The organism is Micromonospora sp. NPDC048170 (genome assembly GCF_040652795.1).
Classification (GTDB): domain Bacteria; phylum Actinomycetota; class Actinomycetes; order Mycobacteriales; family Micromonosporaceae; genus Micromonospora.
The window spans coordinates 209,684-227,605 of the sequence record NZ_JBEZMR010000007.1 but is presented as its reverse complement, the minus strand read 5'-3'; the positions used below and the strand labels follow the sequence as shown (position 1 = coordinate 227,605).

The 17,922-nt window shown below is 74.2% G+C and carries 15 protein-coding genes and 2 pseudogenes; 8 read left to right on the top strand and 9 right to left on the bottom strand.

What is annotated here, in order from left to right; translation table 11 throughout:
- Positions 1 to 3 precede the first annotated feature (3 nt).
- From AB0D32_RS13660 to AB0D32_RS13650, 3 genes are read right to left on the bottom strand one after another with little or no spacing between them, the layout of a single operon-like run.
- Entirely contained in the window at positions 4 to 1,365 is a 1,362-nt protein-coding gene (locus AB0D32_RS13660; RefSeq protein WP_357089056.1) for a condensation domain-containing protein, read from the bottom strand.
- Positions 1,362 to 1,601: an acyl carrier protein gene (locus AB0D32_RS13655; RefSeq protein WP_357089053.1), complete on the bottom strand. Its 240-nt coding sequence runs from the start codon at positions 1,599 to 1,601 to the stop codon at positions 1,362 to 1,364. Before AB0D32_RS13655 ends, AB0D32_RS13660 begins: the two co-directional genes overlap by 4 nt.
- 23 nt (positions 1,602 to 1,624) lie before the next feature.
- Positions 1,625 to 2,581 (bottom strand): beta-ketoacyl-ACP synthase III, encoded by a 957-nt coding sequence (locus tag AB0D32_RS13650; RefSeq protein WP_357089050.1) that lies wholly within the window; start codon positions 2,579 to 2,581, stop codon positions 1,625 to 1,627.
- 178 nt (positions 2,582 to 2,759) lie between these two features.
- On the opposite strand from AB0D32_RS13650, the gene AB0D32_RS13645 reads away from it, so the two are divergent.
- Entirely contained in the window at positions 2,760 to 3,596 is an 837-nt protein-coding gene (locus tag AB0D32_RS13645; RefSeq protein WP_357089047.1) for an SDR family NAD(P)-dependent oxidoreductase, read from the top strand.
- Here the strand turns inward: AB0D32_RS13645 and AB0D32_RS13640 are convergent.
- The 4 genes from AB0D32_RS13640 to AB0D32_RS13625 all read right to left on the bottom strand — a co-directional run bounded on the left by AB0D32_RS13640 (position 3,568) and on the right by AB0D32_RS13625 (position 7,166).
- Positions 3,568 to 4,314, bottom strand: coding sequence for an SDR family NAD(P)-dependent oxidoreductase (locus AB0D32_RS13640; protein WP_357089044.1), 747 nt, complete (start codon positions 4,312 to 4,314; stop codon positions 3,568 to 3,570). The genes AB0D32_RS13645 and AB0D32_RS13640 overlap by 29 nt on opposite strands.
- Positions 4,311 to 4,826: a hypothetical protein gene (locus AB0D32_RS13635; protein ID WP_357089041.1), complete on the bottom strand. Its 516-nt coding sequence runs from the start codon at positions 4,824 to 4,826 to the stop codon at positions 4,311 to 4,313. Before AB0D32_RS13635 ends, AB0D32_RS13640 begins: the two co-directional genes overlap by 4 nt.
- A gap of 5 nt (positions 4,827 to 4,831) precedes the next feature.
- On the bottom strand, positions 4,832 to 5,197 hold the full coding sequence (locus AB0D32_RS13630; protein ID WP_357089038.1) for a hypothetical protein: 366 nt from the start codon (positions 5,195 to 5,197) through the stop codon (positions 4,832 to 4,834).
- Positions 5,198 to 5,342: 145 nt separating this feature from the next.
- Positions 5,343 to 7,166, bottom strand: a complete 1,824-nt coding sequence (locus AB0D32_RS13625) for a BTAD domain-containing putative transcriptional regulator (RefSeq protein ID WP_357089035.1) — start codon at positions 7,164 to 7,166, stop codon at positions 5,343 to 5,345.
- A gap of 305 nt (positions 7,167 to 7,471) precedes the next feature.
- Between AB0D32_RS13625 and AB0D32_RS13620 the strand changes: the two genes are divergently transcribed.
- The 6 genes and pseudogenes from AB0D32_RS13620 to AB0D32_RS13595 form a co-directional block, all read left to right on the top strand.
- Positions 7,472 to 10,672, top strand: coding sequence for a type 2 lanthipeptide synthetase LanM family protein (locus tag AB0D32_RS13620; protein WP_357089032.1), 3,201 nt, complete (start codon positions 7,472 to 7,474; stop codon positions 10,670 to 10,672).
- Between the two features lie 84 nt (positions 10,673 to 10,756).
- Positions 10,757 to 10,993 carry a hypothetical protein gene (locus AB0D32_RS13615; protein WP_357089029.1) on the top strand — a complete coding sequence of 79 codons (237 nt, stop codon included), beginning with the start codon at positions 10,757 to 10,759 and terminating at the stop codon, positions 10,991 to 10,993.
- Positions 10,994 to 11,081: 88 nt separating this feature from the next.
- Positions 11,082 to 13,985, top strand: coding sequence for an AAA family ATPase (locus AB0D32_RS13610; protein ID WP_357089027.1), 2,904 nt, complete (start codon positions 11,082 to 11,084; stop codon positions 13,983 to 13,985).
- Positions 13,986 to 14,062: 77 nt separating this feature from the next.
- Positions 14,063 to 15,502 carry a hypothetical protein gene (locus tag AB0D32_RS13605; RefSeq protein ID WP_357089025.1) on the top strand — a complete coding sequence of 480 codons (1,440 nt, stop codon included), beginning with the start codon at positions 14,063 to 14,065 and terminating at the stop codon, positions 15,500 to 15,502.
- Between the two features lie 18 nt (positions 15,503 to 15,520).
- A pseudogene (locus AB0D32_RS13600) lies at positions 15,521 to 15,604 on the top strand (catalase); the annotation flags it as partial.
- A gap of 62 nt (positions 15,605 to 15,666) precedes the next feature.
- Positions 15,667 to 15,882, top strand: a pseudogene (locus AB0D32_RS13595) (hypothetical protein); the annotation flags it as partial.
- Between the two features lie 132 nt (positions 15,883 to 16,014).
- On the opposite strand, the gene AB0D32_RS13590 reads toward AB0D32_RS13595, so the two are convergent.
- Complete coding sequence (locus tag AB0D32_RS13590; RefSeq protein WP_357089023.1) at positions 16,015 to 16,893, bottom strand: peptidoglycan DD-metalloendopeptidase family protein; 879 nt, start codon at positions 16,891 to 16,893, stop codon at positions 16,015 to 16,017.
- Between the two features lie 140 nt (positions 16,894 to 17,033).
- Positions 17,034 to 17,456 (bottom strand): DUF6234 family protein, encoded by a 423-nt coding sequence (locus AB0D32_RS13585; RefSeq protein ID WP_357089021.1) that lies wholly within the window; start codon positions 17,454 to 17,456, stop codon positions 17,034 to 17,036.
- 34 nt (positions 17,457 to 17,490) lie between these two features.
- Here AB0D32_RS13585 and AB0D32_RS13580 point away from each other — a divergent pair, with 34 nt between their 5' ends.
- Positions 17,491 to 17,883, top strand: coding sequence for a hypothetical protein (locus tag AB0D32_RS13580; protein ID WP_357089019.1), 393 nt, complete (start codon positions 17,491 to 17,493; stop codon positions 17,881 to 17,883).
- The last annotated feature ends 39 nt before the right edge of the window (positions 17,884 to 17,922 follow it).

Genomic DNA, 17,922 nt, shown 5'->3' with positions numbered 1-17,922 from the left:
TGCTCAGCTCATGCCGAGTTCGAGCAACATCCGCTGCTCGGCGTCGCCCGCCATGGGGGCGTCGGCGACGATCGCGGCCGGGTCGGCGCAGGCGGCGCCGAGCAGGGCCAGGTACTGGTCGAAGAGCCGCTCGACGGTGGCGCGGTCGAGCAGGTCCGTGTCGTAGTTGAACTCGGTGCGCAGGGCCAGGTCCGGCGACTGGTGGATCGTCACGGCGAGGTCGAACTGCCCCTCGTCGTAGGGCACCACCACCTGACGGGTGCGGTGCCCGACGAAACCGTTGCTGGTGTCGGACAGGGTGTCGTCGTGCTGCCGGGTGAGCAGGGTGATCGTGACCCGGACCAGCGGGTCCCGGTCCCGGCGGGCCGCCTGGACCAGGGAGAACGGGTAGGCGGCCCGCGCCACGCCCTCGGCGAGCTGGCGTCCCGCGTCGGTGATCGCCGCCGCGAAGGTGGTGCCGGGCACGAACGACGACCGCAGCGCGACCAGGTTCACCATCATCCCGACCACCTCCCGCAGCGCCCGCCCCCGCCGCACCGACACCGGGCAGCCGATGGTGAACTCGCCCTGCCCGGTGCAGCGGTGCAGCAGCGCCTCGAAGACGCCGAGCAGGACGCTGAACGGGGTCACCGCCAGGTCGGCGGCCGTGGCGCGTACCTGCCGGGCAAGCTCGTCCGGCAGCATCCGGGCGACGGCCGCCCCCCGGTAGGACCGGGTGGCGGGGCGGGGCCGGTCGGTGGGCAGGGTGGCGGCGGTGGCACCGGCGCAGGCGCCTGCCCAGTGCTCGGCCAGCTCGGCGCGCCGGGGCCCGGCCAGCATGGCCTGCTCACGGGCGACGAACTCGTCGTAGCTGGGCCGCGTCGGCCAGTCCACGTCGCCGCCACCCCGCAGCGCCTGGTACGCGTCGCCGAGGTCCCGCCAGATCAGCCGCTGGGACAGCCCGTCGGTGGCGATGTGGTGGATCACCAGCACCAGCGCGCAGTCCGTACGGCGGCGCAGCAGCACCGCCCACAGCGGGCCGGCGGACTCGAGCCGGAGCGGCTGCTCGCCGACGGTGCGGATCAGCGTACGCAGGGCGTCGTCGTCCACGTCGCCGACGTCGCGTACCTCGAGCGCGCCCGAGCCGGCCTCGTCGACCAGCCGCACCGGCCCCGCGTCGGTCTCGGTGAACCGGGACCGGAGCAGGTCGTGCCGCTCCTGGACGGCGACGAGGGCGGCCCGCAGCACGTCGGTGTCGAGGACCGGCTCGGCGAGCACGGCCGTCACCACGTTGCTGGTCGAGCTCTCGGGCGCGAGTCGGTACAGCGCCCACTGCGCGGCCTGACCGACGGACAGCTCCCGGGCGTCCCCGTCGCCGGCGCTCACTTGGCGGCGAGCACGAAGTCGGTCAGGTCACGGACGCGGACGAAGTTGCCGACCTCCTCGTCCGGGACCTCGATGTCGAAGTGGACCTCCGCGGCGCCGAGCAGGTCGACGAGCTTGAGCGAGTCGAGGCCCAGGTCCACGAAGGTGTCGTCGGCGGAGATCGGCCGGTCCGCTTCCTCGGTCATCAGCTTGCGGGTGAGCTGCTCGACGTCGGCGGCAACCTGGTCAACGGTCATGTCAGTTCCTTTCGAAAGGGTGTTCAGGGCATCCGGACGATCTGGCCGGCGTAGGCGAGGCCGGCGCCGAACCCGAGCAGCAGTGCCTTGTCGCCCGGCTTGGTACGGCCGCTCTCGTGCAGCCGGCTCAGGGCCAGCGGCACCGAGGCCGCCGAGGTGTTCCCCGTGTCGACCACGTCCCGGGCGACCTTCTCCTCCGGGATCTCCAGGATCTCGGCGAGCTGCTCGATGATCCGCAGGTTCGCCTGGTGCGGCACGAACCAGTCGATCTCCGACAGGTCGATTCCCGCGCGGGCGCAGACCTCCCGCGCGACCGGGGGGATGTTCTTGGTGGACCACCGGTAGACCAGCGGTCCGTTCATCGAGGCGTACTCCTTGCCGTCCTTCGCCCACTTCGTGCCGAGGATCGGGGCCCGACGTCCGTCGCTGCCCCACACCACGGGGCCGATGCCCTGGGTCTCGGAGCGGGAGATGACCGCGGCGCCGGCGCCGTCGCCGAAGATGACGTAGGTCGCGGGGTCCTCGGGATCGATGAACTCGGTGAGGTGTTCGGCACCGATGACCAGCACGTTGCGCGCCTCGCCGAGACGGACCGCGTTCGACGCGACCGACACCGAGTAGGCGAAGCCCGCGCAGGCGGCGTTCAGGTCGAACGCGCCGGTGGCCGGGATGCCGATGCGGTGCGCGACCTCCGGCGCGCCGCCCGGGATCCGGTCCCGCTTGGTGGCGGTGGCCAGGATGAGCAGGTCAACCTCGGAAGGGTCGACGTTCGCCATCGCCAGCGCCTTCGCGCCGGCCTCGGCCGACATCACCGGCACGGTCTCCCCCGGACCGGCGCTGTGCCGGGTCCTGATCCCGGTGCGCTCCTCGATCCATTCCGGGGTCACCTCCGTACGCAGTGCGATGTCCGGGTTGGTGACCACGCGGGTGGGCCGGTAGGCGCCGAGCCCGGTGATCGCCGAACCGAAGGTGTCCGACATCGTTCTCCCTTTCGTCAACCCGGCCGGCAGCCAGGTCGAGGACTGCCGGGAGAGAGGCTCGGGCATCCGCCTCATAGCTTCTCTACATATCGACCCGGCATAGGAAAGCCATAGCCGGCCGGGGAACCCTGCGCCGGGCGCGGACCGTCGGGGCCCGAAGGCGATCGAAAGGCCCATGATGAGCTACTTCACTGACAAGGTGGCGGTGATCACCGGCGCCGGCTCCGGCATCGGTCGTGCACTCGCCGTCGAGCTGGCCGCCCGGGGCGCCCGGCTCGCTCTCTCCGACGTGGACGACGAGGGGCTGCGGCAGACCGTGCGGTGCTGCGCGGCTCACGGGGGCCAGGTCCACGGCTACCGGCTGGACGTGACGGACCGGGCCGCGGTGCTGGAGCACGCCGAGCGGGTCGACGCCGACTTCGGCCGCGCCGATCTGGTCGTCAACAACGCCGGGGTGACCCTGCTCGCCTCGGTGGCCGACGGGTCCTGGGAAGACCTCGAATGGGTGATGAACGTCGACTTCTGGGGTGTCGTGCACGGCACCCGGGCGTTCCTGCCGCTGCTGACCACGTCGCGCGGCCACCTGGTCAACATCTCCAGCGTGCTGGGGCTGGCCGGCGCGCCGATGCAGAGCGGGTACAACGCCGCCAAGTTCGCCGTCCGGGGCTTCACGGAGGCGGTGGCGCAGGAGCTGCGGGCCGACGGGGTGCCGGTCGGGGTGAGCTGTGTGCACCCGGGCCGGATCAGGACGAACATCATGCGCAACGCCCGCAACGACGGGCAGCGGGACTACCAGGCGGTCCAGGAGCAGTTCGAGCGGTCGGTCGACATCTCGGCGGAGTACGCCGCCCGGGCCATCCTGCGCGGGGTGGCCCGCAACCGGGCCCGGATCCTGATCGGGGCGGACGCCTACCGCACCGACATCCTGACCCGGCTGCTCGGCCCCTGGTACCCGAGGGTCGTCGCCGGCCGTGGCCGGCGGCCGGTCACATCGACAGGCCGCCGTCCACGGTGATCACCTGCCCGGTCAGGTACGACGCGCGGGACGAGAGCAGGAACGAGACCACCTCGGCGATCTCCTCGCTGCGTCCGAGCCGGCCCAGGGCCACCCGGTCCTGGGCGATGGCGCCCAGCTCGCCGGAGAGTGCGGCGATCATGTCGGTGTCGATGTAGCCCGGCGCGACCACGTTCGCCCGGATGCCGTACCGCCCGACCTCCTTCGCCAGCGCCTTTGTGAAGCCGATGACCCCGGCCTTGGAGGCGGAGTAGTTGGTCTGCATCGGGTTTCCGGCCACCCCGGACACCGAGGAGACCGTGACGATCGAGCCGGCGCGGCGGCGCATCATCCGGCGGACCACGGCGCGGCAGAGGTGGTAGGTGCCGTCCAGGTTCACCTCCATGACCGAGCGCCAGTCGGCATCGGCCATCAGGGCCAGCGGCTTGTCCCGGATGATGCCGGCGACGCTGACCACCGCGTCGGCGTCGCCCAGTTCCCGCTCGGCGGTCGACACGAACTCCCGGACGGCCGCGGGGTCGGCGACGTCGACCATCATCGCGAGTACGCGTCCACCGTCCCGGGCCGCCTCCGCGACGACCTCCTCGGCGGCGTCCTTGCTGGACTGGTAGCACATGGCCACGTCGTAGCCGTCCCGGACGAGCTGCTGCACCACCGCCCGGCCGATGCCCCGCGAGCCGCCCGTCACCAGGGCGACGGGGCGTCCACCGGCGCTCACCGCGCCGCCCCGGACGTCGCCGCCGGGGGTTGCGCCGCCGCCTTCCGATCCGCGGCTGCCTGCCGGTCCAGGGCCGCCGCGTCCAGGGATGCGCGCAGCGACTCCACCGACCGCATCGCCCCGACCAACCGGCCGATCCGCAGCACCACGTCGGACCCCACGACGCTCTCGCCGGTGACGAAGGCGGTGTCGGCGACGAGCCTGTTCATGGTGACGTGGTGCTCCACCGTCTCCCCGGGCAGCACCGGCCGGCCGAACCGGACGTGCTCGAAGACCCCGGCGACCGGCACACCGTCGGTGAGCACGTTCGGCATCGGCCGGTCGTGGCGGATCAGCACCAGCGCCGCCTGCCCCCAGGATTCCAGGAGCAGCGACATCGGCAGCGGACGGTCACCGCCGACGGTGAGCGACCCCACCAGCCGCCGCCGGGGCACCAGCTCGGTGACCCGGTCGACCAGCAGCATCGGCGGCCGGTGCGGGATGATCCGTCTGATCTCCTCGATATCCATCATGGTCGTCACTTCTCCGTCCGGTAGCGCAACAGCACCTCGGCGACCGGCACGGCCGCGACGGTGACCTCGCCGCGCCACAGCTCGCCGGTCCGGTGGATCGTCACGACGAGTTCGTCGTCGCCCCGGAAGGGCAGCAGGAAGCGGCAGCTGACGATCTCGTCCAGCACCAGCTCGGGGGCCACGGCGCGGACCGCCCGGTACACGAACTCGTAGATGTACACCCCGGGCAGCAGTGGAAATCCCGGGTAGTGGCCGGCGAATACCGGATCGTCGAGGTCGGGGCGGATCCGGGCCACGATCGTGTCAGGGGCGATATGCTCCACGTCGACGGGTATCGTCGTCGCGCAGTCGACCGTTGTCAGGGTGTTCACCCGGTCACCATGCGCCGACCAGCTATATCTTCTCTACAACGCGGCGGGGTCGCACCAGGCGGGCCACCCGGGGTGCGCGGCCGCCGCGGCGGTCACCGGATCCCGGCCGGCCGGCAGCCGAGCCCGGCGCGGTGACACCGCCGGCTCAGCTCGGGGCCCCGATCAGCGCTCCGGCGCCGGCCACCAGCATCCGGTCCGCCTGGTCGGCCTTCTCCCGTGCGAAGACGCGGACCAGGTCGTGGAAGCGGAACCGCTGCCGCCGGCCTCCGTCGGACTCGACGATCTCCAGCAGCCGGGCGTCGACCAGGTTCTCCCCGACCTCCTCGCCGGCGTGCCGGGACACGCCCAGCACCTCGGCGGTGTACCAGCTCGGAAAGGCCGGCGCGCGCAGCAGCGCCAGCCGGCGCAGGGCGAGCTGCCCCAGGTCGGCGAGTTGGTGATAGCTGCTGTCCAGCCGTTCCCGGACGTCCATCGAGCCCAGACGCAGTTCGTCCAGCCGGTACCGCTCGTCGGCGAGCCGGTCCGCCAGGTACCCGAGCGACCAGTGCGGGCGCGCCAGCAGCCGGGAGCCGGTCACCCGGACACCGAGCGAGAGCCGACCGCACAGCTCGACGATCCGGTCGGCCGCGTCGGCCTCCTCGGCGACCCGCTCCGCCCCGATGATCCGGCCCAGCAGCGCGAGCGCCTGTTCCCGGTCCAGGGTGCCGACCTCGATCGACGTGGCGCCGGCCAGTTCGGGCATCCGTACGCGGCTGGTGACGACGACCTGACAGCCGGGGTCGCCGGGCAGCAGCGGAGCCACCTGCGCATAGTCCGCGGTGCCGTCGAGCATGACCAGCAGCCGCCGGCCGGCGAGCTGGCTGCGGTAGAGCCGGACCCGCTCGTCGAGTCCCTTCGGGATCGCCGACTCGGCGTGGCCGAGGCTGCGCAGGAACCAGCCGAGCACGTCGTACGGCTCGACGGCGTTGCCCCGGGCGCCGCCGAGGTCGGCGTAGAGCTGACCGTCGGGGAACGTGGCCCGGGAGAGGTGGGCGGCGTGCAGGGCGAGTGTGCTCTTGCCGACGCCAGCCATCCCGGTGATCACCGCGACCGACGGGCGGGCCGCCGGCGCGGCGGTCAGCGTCCGGATCAGCACGCCCAGCTCCTCGTCCCGACCGGCGAAGTCACCGACCCCGGGCGGGAGCATCGCGGGCCGCACACCGCGCCAGCTCGGCTCCGCGGCGACCGCCGGGGCCGGGACCGAGGGACCGGCGAGGATCGCGCGGTACGCCTCGGTGAGCAGCGGCCCCGGGTCGACACCCAGTTCGTCGGCGAGCACCCGGCGCCCCTCGTGGTACGCGGCCAGCGCGTCGGCCTGCCGGTCGCAGCGGACCAGGGCGGTCATCAGCTGCCCCCGTAGTCCCTCGTGCAGCGGGTGCTCGGCGACGAGCTGGGTGACCTCGGGGACCAGCCGGACATGGTGCCCCAGCATCAGGTCGGCCTCGATCCGGCTCTCCAGGGCCGCCATCCGCAGCTCCGCCATCCGGTGCGACTCCGCCGCGGCGAGGCGCTCGGTCACGTTGGACAGCGCCGGGCCACGCCATAGCGAGATGGCGGCGTGCAGCCGCTCGGCGGCCTCGGCGTGCCGTCCGCCGCGCAGCGCCTCACGCCCGGCCTCGGCCAGGCGCTCGAACTCGTCGAGGTCGAGCCGGGCGGTGCCGATCCGGATCTGGTACCCCGACCACTGCCGGACGATGTCCACCTCGGCCCCGAGGTACTTGCGCAGCCGCGAGACGTAGTTGTAGAGCTGGGCGGCGAAGGTGGCCGGCGGTCGCTCCCCCCAGAGCAGCTCGCACAGCCGGGTGTCCGGCACGGTACGCCCTTCGGCGAGCAGCAACGCCGCGAGCACCGTCCGCTGCTTCGCGCCGTCCAGTGCCACTTCGGCGTCGCCCCTCCAGGCCTCCACCGGCCCCAGCACCCGAAACTCCATTCCCGGCTCCGTTCATCGCGCCGCCCCGGTTGGAACAGTCGCCCGAAGACTCATCGGCACCGGCACTGTCCACATGCGGGAGCGGCACCCAATTTCCCGCCGACGTCACGCTGGCCATTCATTTGATCACTGATTGTGATTACAATGTGCGGTCACGCGTCGGCGACCAGCGCCCATCGACGCGACGGCCCCACCGCCCGCCGGCACCGCCCGCCCTGCGCGCAGCGGCCCCGCCAGCGCGGGCGACATGAATGTGGGTAGTTTCCACGCATGAACTCCGCGTCCCGCTCTGGCACCTTGCAACCGTGACCTCGACTCCCCTGGCCGGCGCCACCGATCACGCCTGCTCCGGCGTGCGGCTGGCCCCGCACTGGTGGGCGTCGGGGCTCGCGCTGCACGAGAGGGCGGCCGGGCGGGCCGGCGGCACGTACGCCACGAACAGCACGAACGCCACGGACCACACGGACACCACGAACAGCACGGACGGCACCGATCGCCGGCTGGCCCCGTGGCGGTCCGGGCACGGGGCGGGCCTGGCGGCGCGGCTCGCCGAGGTCGGCCTGGACGAGTCGGGGTTGCTCGACCTGCTGGCGGAGGGGCGGCCCGCGATCGCGGCCAGGATCCCTCGCCCGGTCTGGGCGGAAACCGTCGAGGCGGCGCTGCACGCCGCGGCAGCGCCCCACCCACCGGCCGACCCGTCGGACTGGCGGTCGGCCCTCTCTGCACCCCTGAGGCCGTTCGTCCAGGTCACAGTGGACCGTTTTGTCACAGAAGTCGACCGACTCGCGACGGCGCGGACGGTGGACCTGCCCGCCCTCACCGACCATCTCGCCACCGAGGTGGGTCGCCGCCTGCTCTCCGTCGCGGCCCGCACGCTGGTCTCGGAGCTGCATCGACGTCGGGAGGCCGGCCGGCTGGCCGGCGCCGACGGCCGGGCCCGGTTCGCCGATTTCGTGGCGCAGCTCTGCGACCCCGCCGGGCTGGCCGAGCTGGTCGACCGCTACCCCACGCTGGCGCGGCTGCTGGCACAGACCGCCACGACGGCCGCCCGGGCCGAGCTCCAACTCCTGACCCGGTTCGTCGCCGACCGGGACGACCTGGTCCGGGCCCTGCTCGGCGGCAGTGATCCGGGCCCGCTGGTCGCGGTCCACAGCAACCTGGGTGACGCCCACGCCGGTGGCCGCACGACCGCGGTGCTGCGTTTCGCCGACGGCCGCCGCGTCGTCTACAAGCCGCGCGACCTGGCCTCCCAGGTCCGGTTCACGGGGTTCGTCGACTGGCTGGAGCAACGGGCGCCGGGGCTGGGGCTGCGTGGGGTCGCGGCCCTGACCCGGCCGGGCTACGGCTGGTCGGAGCATGTCGAGGCGGCGCCGCTCGGCCGCCCGGAGCAGGCGGACGGGTTCTACCGGCGGCAGGGTGCCCTGCTCGCGTTGCTGCACGGCCTGCACGCCACGGACATGCACTACGAGAACCTGATCGCCGCCGGCCCGACGCCGGTCGTGGTGGACACCGAGACGCTCTTCCATCCCGCGCTGGGCGAGCCGGTGGGCACCGGCGATCCGGCGGCGGACCTGTTGGCCGCGTCGGTGCACCGCACCGGTCTGATGCCGTTGATCGTCGTCGGCGACCAGGGTGCGATGGACGTGTCCGGCGTCGGCGGCGACCGTGGCGGGACCGCACCCGCCAGCGCGATCGACTGGACCGACCCGGGCACCGACCGGATGCGGTTGACCCGGCGCGCGGTCGACTTCGTCGGCGCCCGCAACCGCCCCCGCGTCGGCGACACCGACGTCGACCCCACGGCCCACGAACCGGCGCTGCGGGCGGGGTTCCGGCTGGCGTACGAGGCGATCCGGACGCACCGGCGGGAGTTCACCGAGCTGGTCGCCGCCTGCGCCGCCGTCCCGGTACGGGTGGTCGCCCGCCCCACCTCGGGTTACCACACCCTGCTCACCGAGACCACCCACCCGGACGTCCTCGGCGACGCGCTGGAGCGGGACCGCGCGTTCGGCGTCCTCTGGTCGAGCGTCGGCGCGCACCCGTTCCTCGCCCAACTCCCCCGGCACGAGGTCGCGGCACTGTGGGCTGGCGACGTACCACTGTTCGAGAGCGCCGCCGGCGGCCGGAGCGTGCGGGCCGCCGGCGGAGAGGCGCTGCCCGTGCCGCTGGCCCGCAGCGGGCTCGACACCGCGCTGGAGAAGATCGCCACGCTGGGCGACAGCGACCGGCGGCACCAGGAGTGGATCGTCGCGGCGACGCTGGCCACCCGGCGCCCGGTCGACGGGCGGCACACCGCCGCACCGGTGTCGCGGGCGGTCGCGGACGCCGACGCGTCGCCGGAGCGCCTGCTCGCCACGGCGTGCGCGATCGCCGACGAGATCCAGGCCCGCGGCGTGGCCGGCACCGACCGGGTGAACTGGCTCGGTCTGGAGTTGGTCGACGACCGGCAGTGGCTGGTCCTGCCGATGGGCGCCGGGCTCGCCCACGGCCACCTCGGGGTCGCGCTCTTCCTCGCCCAGTTCGCCGCGGTGACCGGCACCGCCCGCCACGCCGAGCTGGCCCACCGGTCCGTCGGCGCGGTGCCGGGACTGTTCCAACTGCTCGGCACGCGCCCGGACCTGGTCGCCGCGATCGGCCCCGGCGGGCTGTACGGCCTCGGTGGCATCGCGTACGGGCTCGCCCGGCTGGCCACCCTGCTGGCCGACCCGGGCCTCGCCGGGCAGGCCCGTACCGCGGTCGACCTCGCCGCCGGTGCGCAGTCCCCGGCCATGGGCTGGGCCGACGGCAGCGCGGGCTGCCTCGCCGCCATGGACGCGGTCCACGCCGAGCTGGGTTACGCGCCGGCGGGGTCGCTCGCCCGACGCTGCGCCGACCGGCTCGTCGACGTGGTCGAGCGGGACGAGCCGCCCGCGGAGGTGGGTTTCGCCGACGGGCTGGCCGGCATCGGCTGGGCACTGGCCCGGTACGCCCGGACCGGCGGCACCCGGTACGCGCAGGCCGGCCGGCGCGCGCTGCGCCGGGCCGACGCCCTCCCGGCCGGGCCGGCCGGGTACGGCTGGTGTCGCGGCGCGGCCGGCCTGGCGCTCGCCCACGGCACCCTCGCCCCCGACGCGCCTGCCCGGCCCGCCCGCGACCACGACGCACCGCCCCCGCCCGACGGCGGGCCGTCGCCCGCGTTCCGTCCCGACGAGGCGGTGCGCCTGCTCACCGGCCGGCCGCTGCTCGGCGACCTCAGCCTCTGCCACGGTGAGCTGGGCGTCGCGGAGGCGGTGCACGGCATCGCCTCCGACGACGGCGGGAGCGCGGCGCGGCGGCATCTCGGCCGGGTCCTCGACGCCGTCGACCGGTACGGGCCGTCCTGCGGGACCCCGGGCGCCGTGCCCACCCCCGGCCTGCTCACCGGCCTGGCCGGCATCGGGTACGAACTGCTCCGGCTCGCCGGGACCGCACGGGTGCCGTCGGTGCTGCTGTTGGAGCCCACCCCCGAACCGTCCGCCTCGGGCTGAGGAGCACCGGGCCGGCGACGACCGTCTCCAGTGGAGCTATCCGCTTCCGGAACACCCATGGAACACCAACAGGAGGAATGACAGTTGTCCGAGAACCAGCTCTCCCCGCGTAGTGCCGCCGAGACCGACTCCGCAGCGCCGATCGGCGATCCCGTCGGGGCGATGTGGGCGCAGCCCGTCGTGACGTTCGGGATCCGCGCAGCCGCCCTCGCCAGCCTGGTCGTGCCCGTGGGCATGGTGGTCGGCGGTCTCGTCGGTGGCGGCAGTGTGGGGGCGGAGGGCGCGCCGCTGACCACCTGCTGTCCCGAGCGCCCGTGGTGACGGCCCGATAGTTGCTCGCCCGGGGTGGGGGGGGCGAGGGCAGCACCGCGTTGGGCTGTCGCCTCCCGCCTCGGATAGCGTGCGGAGTGTGTACCGCTCCTCGAAGCTCATCGGTCGGGACGCCGAACTCCGCGCGGTGCTGGCCACCCTCGAATCGGCCCAGGCCGGGTTGGGTGGCGCGGTGTTCCTGGTCGGCGAGAGCGGCGTCGGCAAGTCCCGCCTCGCGTCGAGGGTCGCGGAGCTGGCCACCGCGGCGGGCACGCGGGTGATGCGGGGCCGGGGCAGCACGATCGGCACCGCGGTGCCGCTGCGTCCCCTGACCGAGGCGCTGCTGTCGCTGCTCCGCTCCGGGCCGGTCGATCCCACCGCGCTCGGGCCGTACGGCCCGATCCTCGGCCGGCTCGTCCCCGACTGGGGCCGGCCGCCGGCCGACCAGGAGAACACGTCCCTGGTGATCCTCGCCGAGGCCGTCCTCCGGCTGACCGGGGTGGCCGGCGCGGCGCGGGGCTGCCTGATGCTGCTGGACGACCTCCAGGACGCCGACACCGAGACGTTGGCCGTGCTGGAATACCTGATCGACAACGTCGCCCTGCAACCGACCATGCTGCTGGGGGCGATCCGGGCCGAGTCCTGCGCGGCGCTGACCCTCGCCCGGTCGGCCGCCCAACGCGGTCAGTGCACCCTCATCGAACTGGGCCGGCTCGACGACGACGGGCTGCGTCAGATGGTCGGCGCCTGCCTCGGCACCGCCCCGGAGCGGGTGCCGGTGGCGGTGCACGCCCTCGTCTCGACGGGCAGTTCCGGAAACCCCTTCCTCATCGAGGAACTCGTCGCCGGCATGATCGACGGCGCGCTGCTCGTCGGCGGCCCGGCGGGCTGGCGGATGTCCGAGGAGTTGCCGTCCACCCTGCCGAGCATCCTGGCCAGGGGCATGGCGCAGGGGATCGAGCAGCTCGACCCGCAGACCCGGGAGCTGCTCTCGATGGGCGCGCTGCTGGGCCGGCGATTCCCACTGACCGTGGTGCAGGCGGCCTCCGGGCTCAGCGACCGCGCGGTGCTCGACCGCCTGTGCGGCGACGTCGCGGAGCGACTGGTCACGGTGGACGACCAGCTCACCGACTGGTACGCCTTCCGGCACCAGCTCACCCGGGAGGCGCTGCTCACCCTGCTCGGCCCGGGTGAGCGGACCCGACTCGCCCAGCGGATGGCGGACGCGGTGGAGGCGGTGTTTCCCGGCCTGCCGGGCGAGTGGTGCCAGGTGTCGGCTACCCTGCACCTGGAGGCCGACAACCCGGAGGTCGCCGGCCAACTGTTCACCGAGGCGGGCCGCCGGGCGATCGCGCAGGGCGGCGCGACCACGGCGGTGGCCCTGCTGGACCGGGCGATCGGCCTGCTCGGCGACAACAATCCGGTGGCGCGCGCCGCCGCCCTCGAAGCCCTGCTGCACGCTCTCGCCGAGGCGGGACTGGTCGAGCGGGCGCTCGCGTCGGTCAGCACCCTCGACCAGATCGGCGGCGTCGACCCGCGCCGGCGGGCACAACTGCACACCCGGCTGGCGTGGGCCGCGACGGTCGCCGGCCGCTCGGCCGAGGGGCTGGCGCAGGTCGAGCAGGCGCGGGCCCTGCTCGGCCCGGACGCCGCCGCGGAGGACACCGCGCCGATCGACGTGGTCGCCGCCCACCTGGTGCTGGACACCGCCGGGCAGGACCAGCTCGCCACGGCCGAGGTGCTGGCCCGCCGCGCCGCCACCGTCGCCGAGACCGTCCCGCTGCCGGTGGTGGCGTGCCAGGCATGGCAACTGCTCGGCGCGCTGGTCCGGCACCGCGACCCGGCGGAGGCGACGCGGTGCCTGGAACGGGCCCTGGCGATCGCCGCGCAGCACCGGCTGCCGATCTGGGAGATCCACGCGCTGATCCGGCTCGGCAACGACGACGCGCTGCGCGACGCCAGCCTGTACCGGCTGGAACAGGCCAGGGAACGCGCCTCCCAGGCCGGCGCCGTGACCGCACGCCACCAGGCGGAGGCGAGCCTGGCCCTGCACGCGGCGCTGCGGGGCGACTTCGACACCGCGAGCGGCCTCGTCCGGCAGGTGCTGGCCGCGACCACCCGGCTGAATCTGCTGGAGACCACCCAGTACGTGCTGCTGGTCAGCGCGGTGCTCGAGGGGCACCAGGGGCGGCGTCGGGAGATGGAACACGCGCTGGCCGAGTTCCGCCGGTGGCGCGGCGACCTGGCCCTGCACGCCCCCCGCGTGCACGGGCTGGCCCGAGCCTTCTGCGCCCTGCTGGAGGAGGACCGGCCCCGCGCCCTCGACGAGCTGGCCCGCGCGTTCAGCGCCGAGGAGCAGAGCCCGACGGTCTTCCACCTCTCCGGCCGGCACGGCCTGCACCTGCTGCTCCAGGTGATGTCCGGCGAGGCCGGCTGGCCGGCCTACGAGGCGGTGCAGGGCGACTCGGCGAGCCAGCTGCGTTGGGATCTACAGTTCGCGCTGTTCGCGAAGGCGGTGCTCCTCGGCCGGTCCGGGCAGCCGGACGCGGCCGAGGAGGCGGCAGCCGAGGCGATGCGGGCTGGCGCGCCGTACGCGATGGGCCGGCACCTCGCGCTGCGGCTCGTCTGCGAGTCGGCGCTCGCCGACGGCTGGGGGCACCCGGTGCAGTGGCTGCGGGCCGCCGAGGAGCACTTCCACCGCAGCGACGTGCCGGCCGTGGCCAGTGCCTGCCGGGCCCTGCTACGCCAGTCGGGCGTACGCGTGAACCAGCGCCGCTCCGGTGCCGGCGACATCCCCTCCGGGCTGCGGTCGGTGGGCGTGACGGTGCGGGAGTTCGAGGTGCTGCGGCTGCTGGTCGGGCGGCTGAGCAACCGGGAGATAGCCGGCCGGCTGCACCTCTCCCCGCGTACCGTGGAGCGGCACGTGTCCAGCCTGCTCGGCAAGACGGGCCTGCCGAACCGGATCGCGTTGAGCAAGTTCGCCGCCGAGGTGGAGCGCGGCTGAGCGACACCGCCGGAGGCGACCCGACACGGACGCCCGTGGGGCCACCGCCCGGCGCCGCGTGCTGGCAGGATGACCGGATGGACCTCGACACCGGCGCCGGGCTGCTGCACCGGCTGACGTCCTATGTCCCGAGCCGCGAATGGGACGTGCCCGTGGACGACCCGCGCGTCCGCCAGGACCTCGTCCCGAACGATCCCGGGGCCCTGCCGCCACCGATGAAGCGCTACCCGGACGGTCCTCCCGTCCTCGCCCTGCCGCGCGACCTGCCCGACCCCGGCGTCCCCGCGACGGCCGTGCTGGCCGGCGTCGTGTCCCCCGCGCAGCCTCTCGACGCCGCGCAGCTCGGCCGCGTGCTCTTCCTCGGCGCCGGCGTCGTCCGCACCGCGGAGCGCGCCGGCCGATCGGTCCTCTACCGCGCCTCCGGGTCGGCGGGGGCACGGTTTCCGCTGGAGCTGTACGCGAGCACGCACGACGTCGCGGGGGTTCCGGACGGCGTGCACTGGTACGACGCCCGGCGGCACGCGCTCGTCCAGGTGGGCCCCGCCGCCACCGGGTCGGTCACGACGCTCGTGGTGACGGGCGTGCCCTGGCGGACGGGTTGGCGCTACGCCGAACGCGGGTGGCGGCACCTCTACTGGGACGCCGGCACGCTGCTGTCCCAACTGTCGGCGGCGGCCGCGAGCGCCGGTCTCCCGCCGCGGCTGCGGTCGCTCTTCCCGGACGCCACCGTACGCACGCTCGTCGGTGCCGACGGCGTGCACGAGTACCCGCTCGCCCTGCTGTCCCTCGGCGACGGCGAGCCCGCGATCGGGCCCACCGGGCCGGCGGTCCCGGGGGAACTGCCGCCGGTCGAGCTGCCGCTCTGCACCGCCGCGCAGCGCGCGGGCGAGCGGGACACGCTCGGCACGCCGTGGCCGCCGGCGGATCCACTGTCGGCCCACCCACCGTCCGACCCGCTCGACGAGGTCGTCAGGCGGCGCGGGTCGCAACGGCGGATGGACCGGTCCCGGACGCTGCCGCGACACCTGCTGGAATGGTCCCTGTCCACGGCCCTGCGCGGCGTGACCGTGCCGCACTGGGTCGCCGTGCACGGCGTCGACGACGTGGCGCCCGGCCTCTACCGGTGGCCCGACCTGTCGACGCCGCTGCGCGCGGGAGACCTGCGCGACGAGCTGCTCCGGGTCTGCCTGGGCCAGGGTCTCGCCGGCGACGCGGCCTACGTCGTCATCGCCGCCGCGCCGCTGTCCACCCTGGACGATCGTGGCTACCGCGACGCCCAGCTCGCCGCCGGGCTCGTCGAGGGCCGGCTGCACCTCGCGGCGTACGCCCTGGGCGCGGGCGCCTCCGGCATGACCTTCCTCGACTCGGAGGTCCCGGGGCTGCTGGGTGAGCCGGACGACCTCGCGGCACTGCTCTTCACCTGCGTGGGCGTTCCGGAGTACCGGTCGCGCGCGGGCGGGCGACCGGGCGCGCCGGTGGAGGTCCGCCCGGTCACGCCCCGCGTCAGCGAGTCGTGACGCCGCCCGGGCACGCCCATGTCCGACCGGGGCATCCCGCGCTCGTACCGGACGATGGAGGGCTTCGGCGTCCACATCTTCCGGCTCGTCAACGCGGCCGGCGAGAGGCGCTGGCCAGGCCGGCCGACGGCCGCACGGTGGGGATCGTCGTCGACGCCGGCACGGTCGATCCGCGCGTGCTGCTGCTGGTCGACGAGTGTTGGCGGCACGCCAAGGCGATCGGCGCGTGGGGTGCCGGCACCGGCGTGCTGCGGCGGGCGGGGGTTGCCGGCACGCCCGGCGTCGTCACGGGCGACTCCGGGGCCGAGGTCTTCACCGCCGTGTCGCAACTGCTGGCCGCCCACCGGGTGTGGGAGAGGTTTCCCGCCTCGATCTCCTGACCGGCTCGTCCGCTGACGAGGGCCGTCCTTCCGCTTCATGGGAAGGACGGCCCTCGGCGTGACCGGGTCGGCACCTGTCGACGACCGCGGCCGACGCGCCCGTTCGGTGAGCCGGGAAGGGGACCGTCGCGGTCAGTTCCACCTGTCCTGGTTGAGGAAGCGGGCGAACCCGCGCCACGAGTTGGGCCCCATGACCCCGTCGATCGGGCCGGTGTAGCCGTGGCCGGAGGCGAGACGCTGCACGGCGCGCCAGGTGTTCGGGCCGGGCTGCCCGTCGATGGGGCCCGTGTAGCCGTAGGCCCGCATGGCCCGCTGGAGGGCGGCGTACGTGTTCGGCCCGGGTACGCCGTCGATGGGGCCGGTGTACCCGGCGGTGAGCCGCAGCCAGTTCTGCATGCGCTGGTAGAAGATGGTGCCGGGGATGCCGTCGTATTCGGTGTAGGTCTTGGGCAGCCCCCCGGGCGCGGGCTGTTGCCCGACGTAGGTCAGCGGGTTGATGCGTACGCCGGCCGGGTTGATCATGTGCCAGTGGACGTGCGGCCCGGTGGACGAGCCCGAGCCCGGCGCACCGGCCGCGCCGCCGGAGAGACCGACGACGGTGCCGCTGGACACGGCCGCGCCGTTGCCCAGCAGGAACTGCGACAGGTGCATGTACTGGCTGCGGTACCCGTCCGCGTGCTGGATGGTGACGGTGTGCCCGCCCGTGCCGTTGTACGGGATGTTCTGGATGGTGCCCGCGCCGCAGGCCGGCAGCCGGGTGCCGACCGACATGGCGAAGTCGATGCCGCCGAGCGAGCCCCGGTTCAGGTGTTCCTGCCAGGTGCCGGTGATGGGGTACCCGGAGAAGGGGTTGTAGATGGCGGGTGCGGCGAAGGCGCGGCCGGGAACGGCCAGGCCGGCCAGGGCGCCCGTGCCGAGGGCGGCGCCGAGCAGCACCGCGCGGCGGCCGACCCCGGCGGTGGCTGCCTGGTCGTCGGCGCCACAGCAACCGGGCGGGTCGAGGTTGTCCATCACGTGCTCCCTGGCTGGTCGGGACGGGCCGGTAGAGGCAGTGACGATACATAGCCGTAGGTAAATTTGTCGACCATGACTGTCGGCCGGCACACGCAGAGGATGCCCCCGCTCGGCCCGGAACCGCACCATCGAACCGCTCAGCCTCCCGGGCAGCGGGTGTCACCACCACTGCGCTCCTGGCAGGTCGTCGGGGCCGGGACGGGCGCAGCCGGCGGCACGAGCGTCCGCGCCGCGTCCACGACCGCCGGCATCAGCGCCGCCGCGATCACGACGGTCAGGAGCAGGTAGACCAGTCCGGTACGGACGTAGCGGAAGCGGAAGGCCACCAGCGCCACGACGGCGGGCCCGCCCGCCGCCACCACCGCCAGGAGCAGCAGCGCCCGCGCGGATCGGCGCCCGATCTCCGCCGACTGAGCGCCACCGTTCGAGTACTGGTCGGCCCACCCTTCCATGCCGATGGTGAAACACCACCACAGCAACGCCAGCGAGGTCACCAACCAGAGCACCGTCAGGAGCACGATGACGTGGCGGGGCCGGGCGGCGGATGTCGACGAGGTCATGCCGTACAGCCTGGCCGGGCCGGAGCCACGGGACGTGAGCACGCGTACTCACCGGATGCCGCCGGAGAACAGCACGGCCGTGAACGGGGTCAGCACCGACCACCAGCGCCCCTGCGATGATTCCCGGATGCCACTGCCGGCCCGCCAGCTTCTGACCAAGGCCCTTCACCTGCTCGATCGGGGCGAGACCGAACGCGGGGAGAGCGTCCTCCGGGACACCGTCGCCTCGGCCGTCAAGGCGGGCGACAGCACGACGACGGTGGCCGCGCTCTGCTGCCTCGGTGAGCTGCTGGCCCAGCAGGGCCGGCGGCGGGAGGCCGTCGAGACGCTGCGGTCCTGCCTCGGCGTACCGGTGTCGGACGATCATGGCGATCTGTGTGCCGCCGAGCGCACGAACGCCCGGCAACTCCTCGCCGACCTGGCCTGACTGTGAGCCGGGCGACGCCGGCCAGAAGGGTGCGTTCGG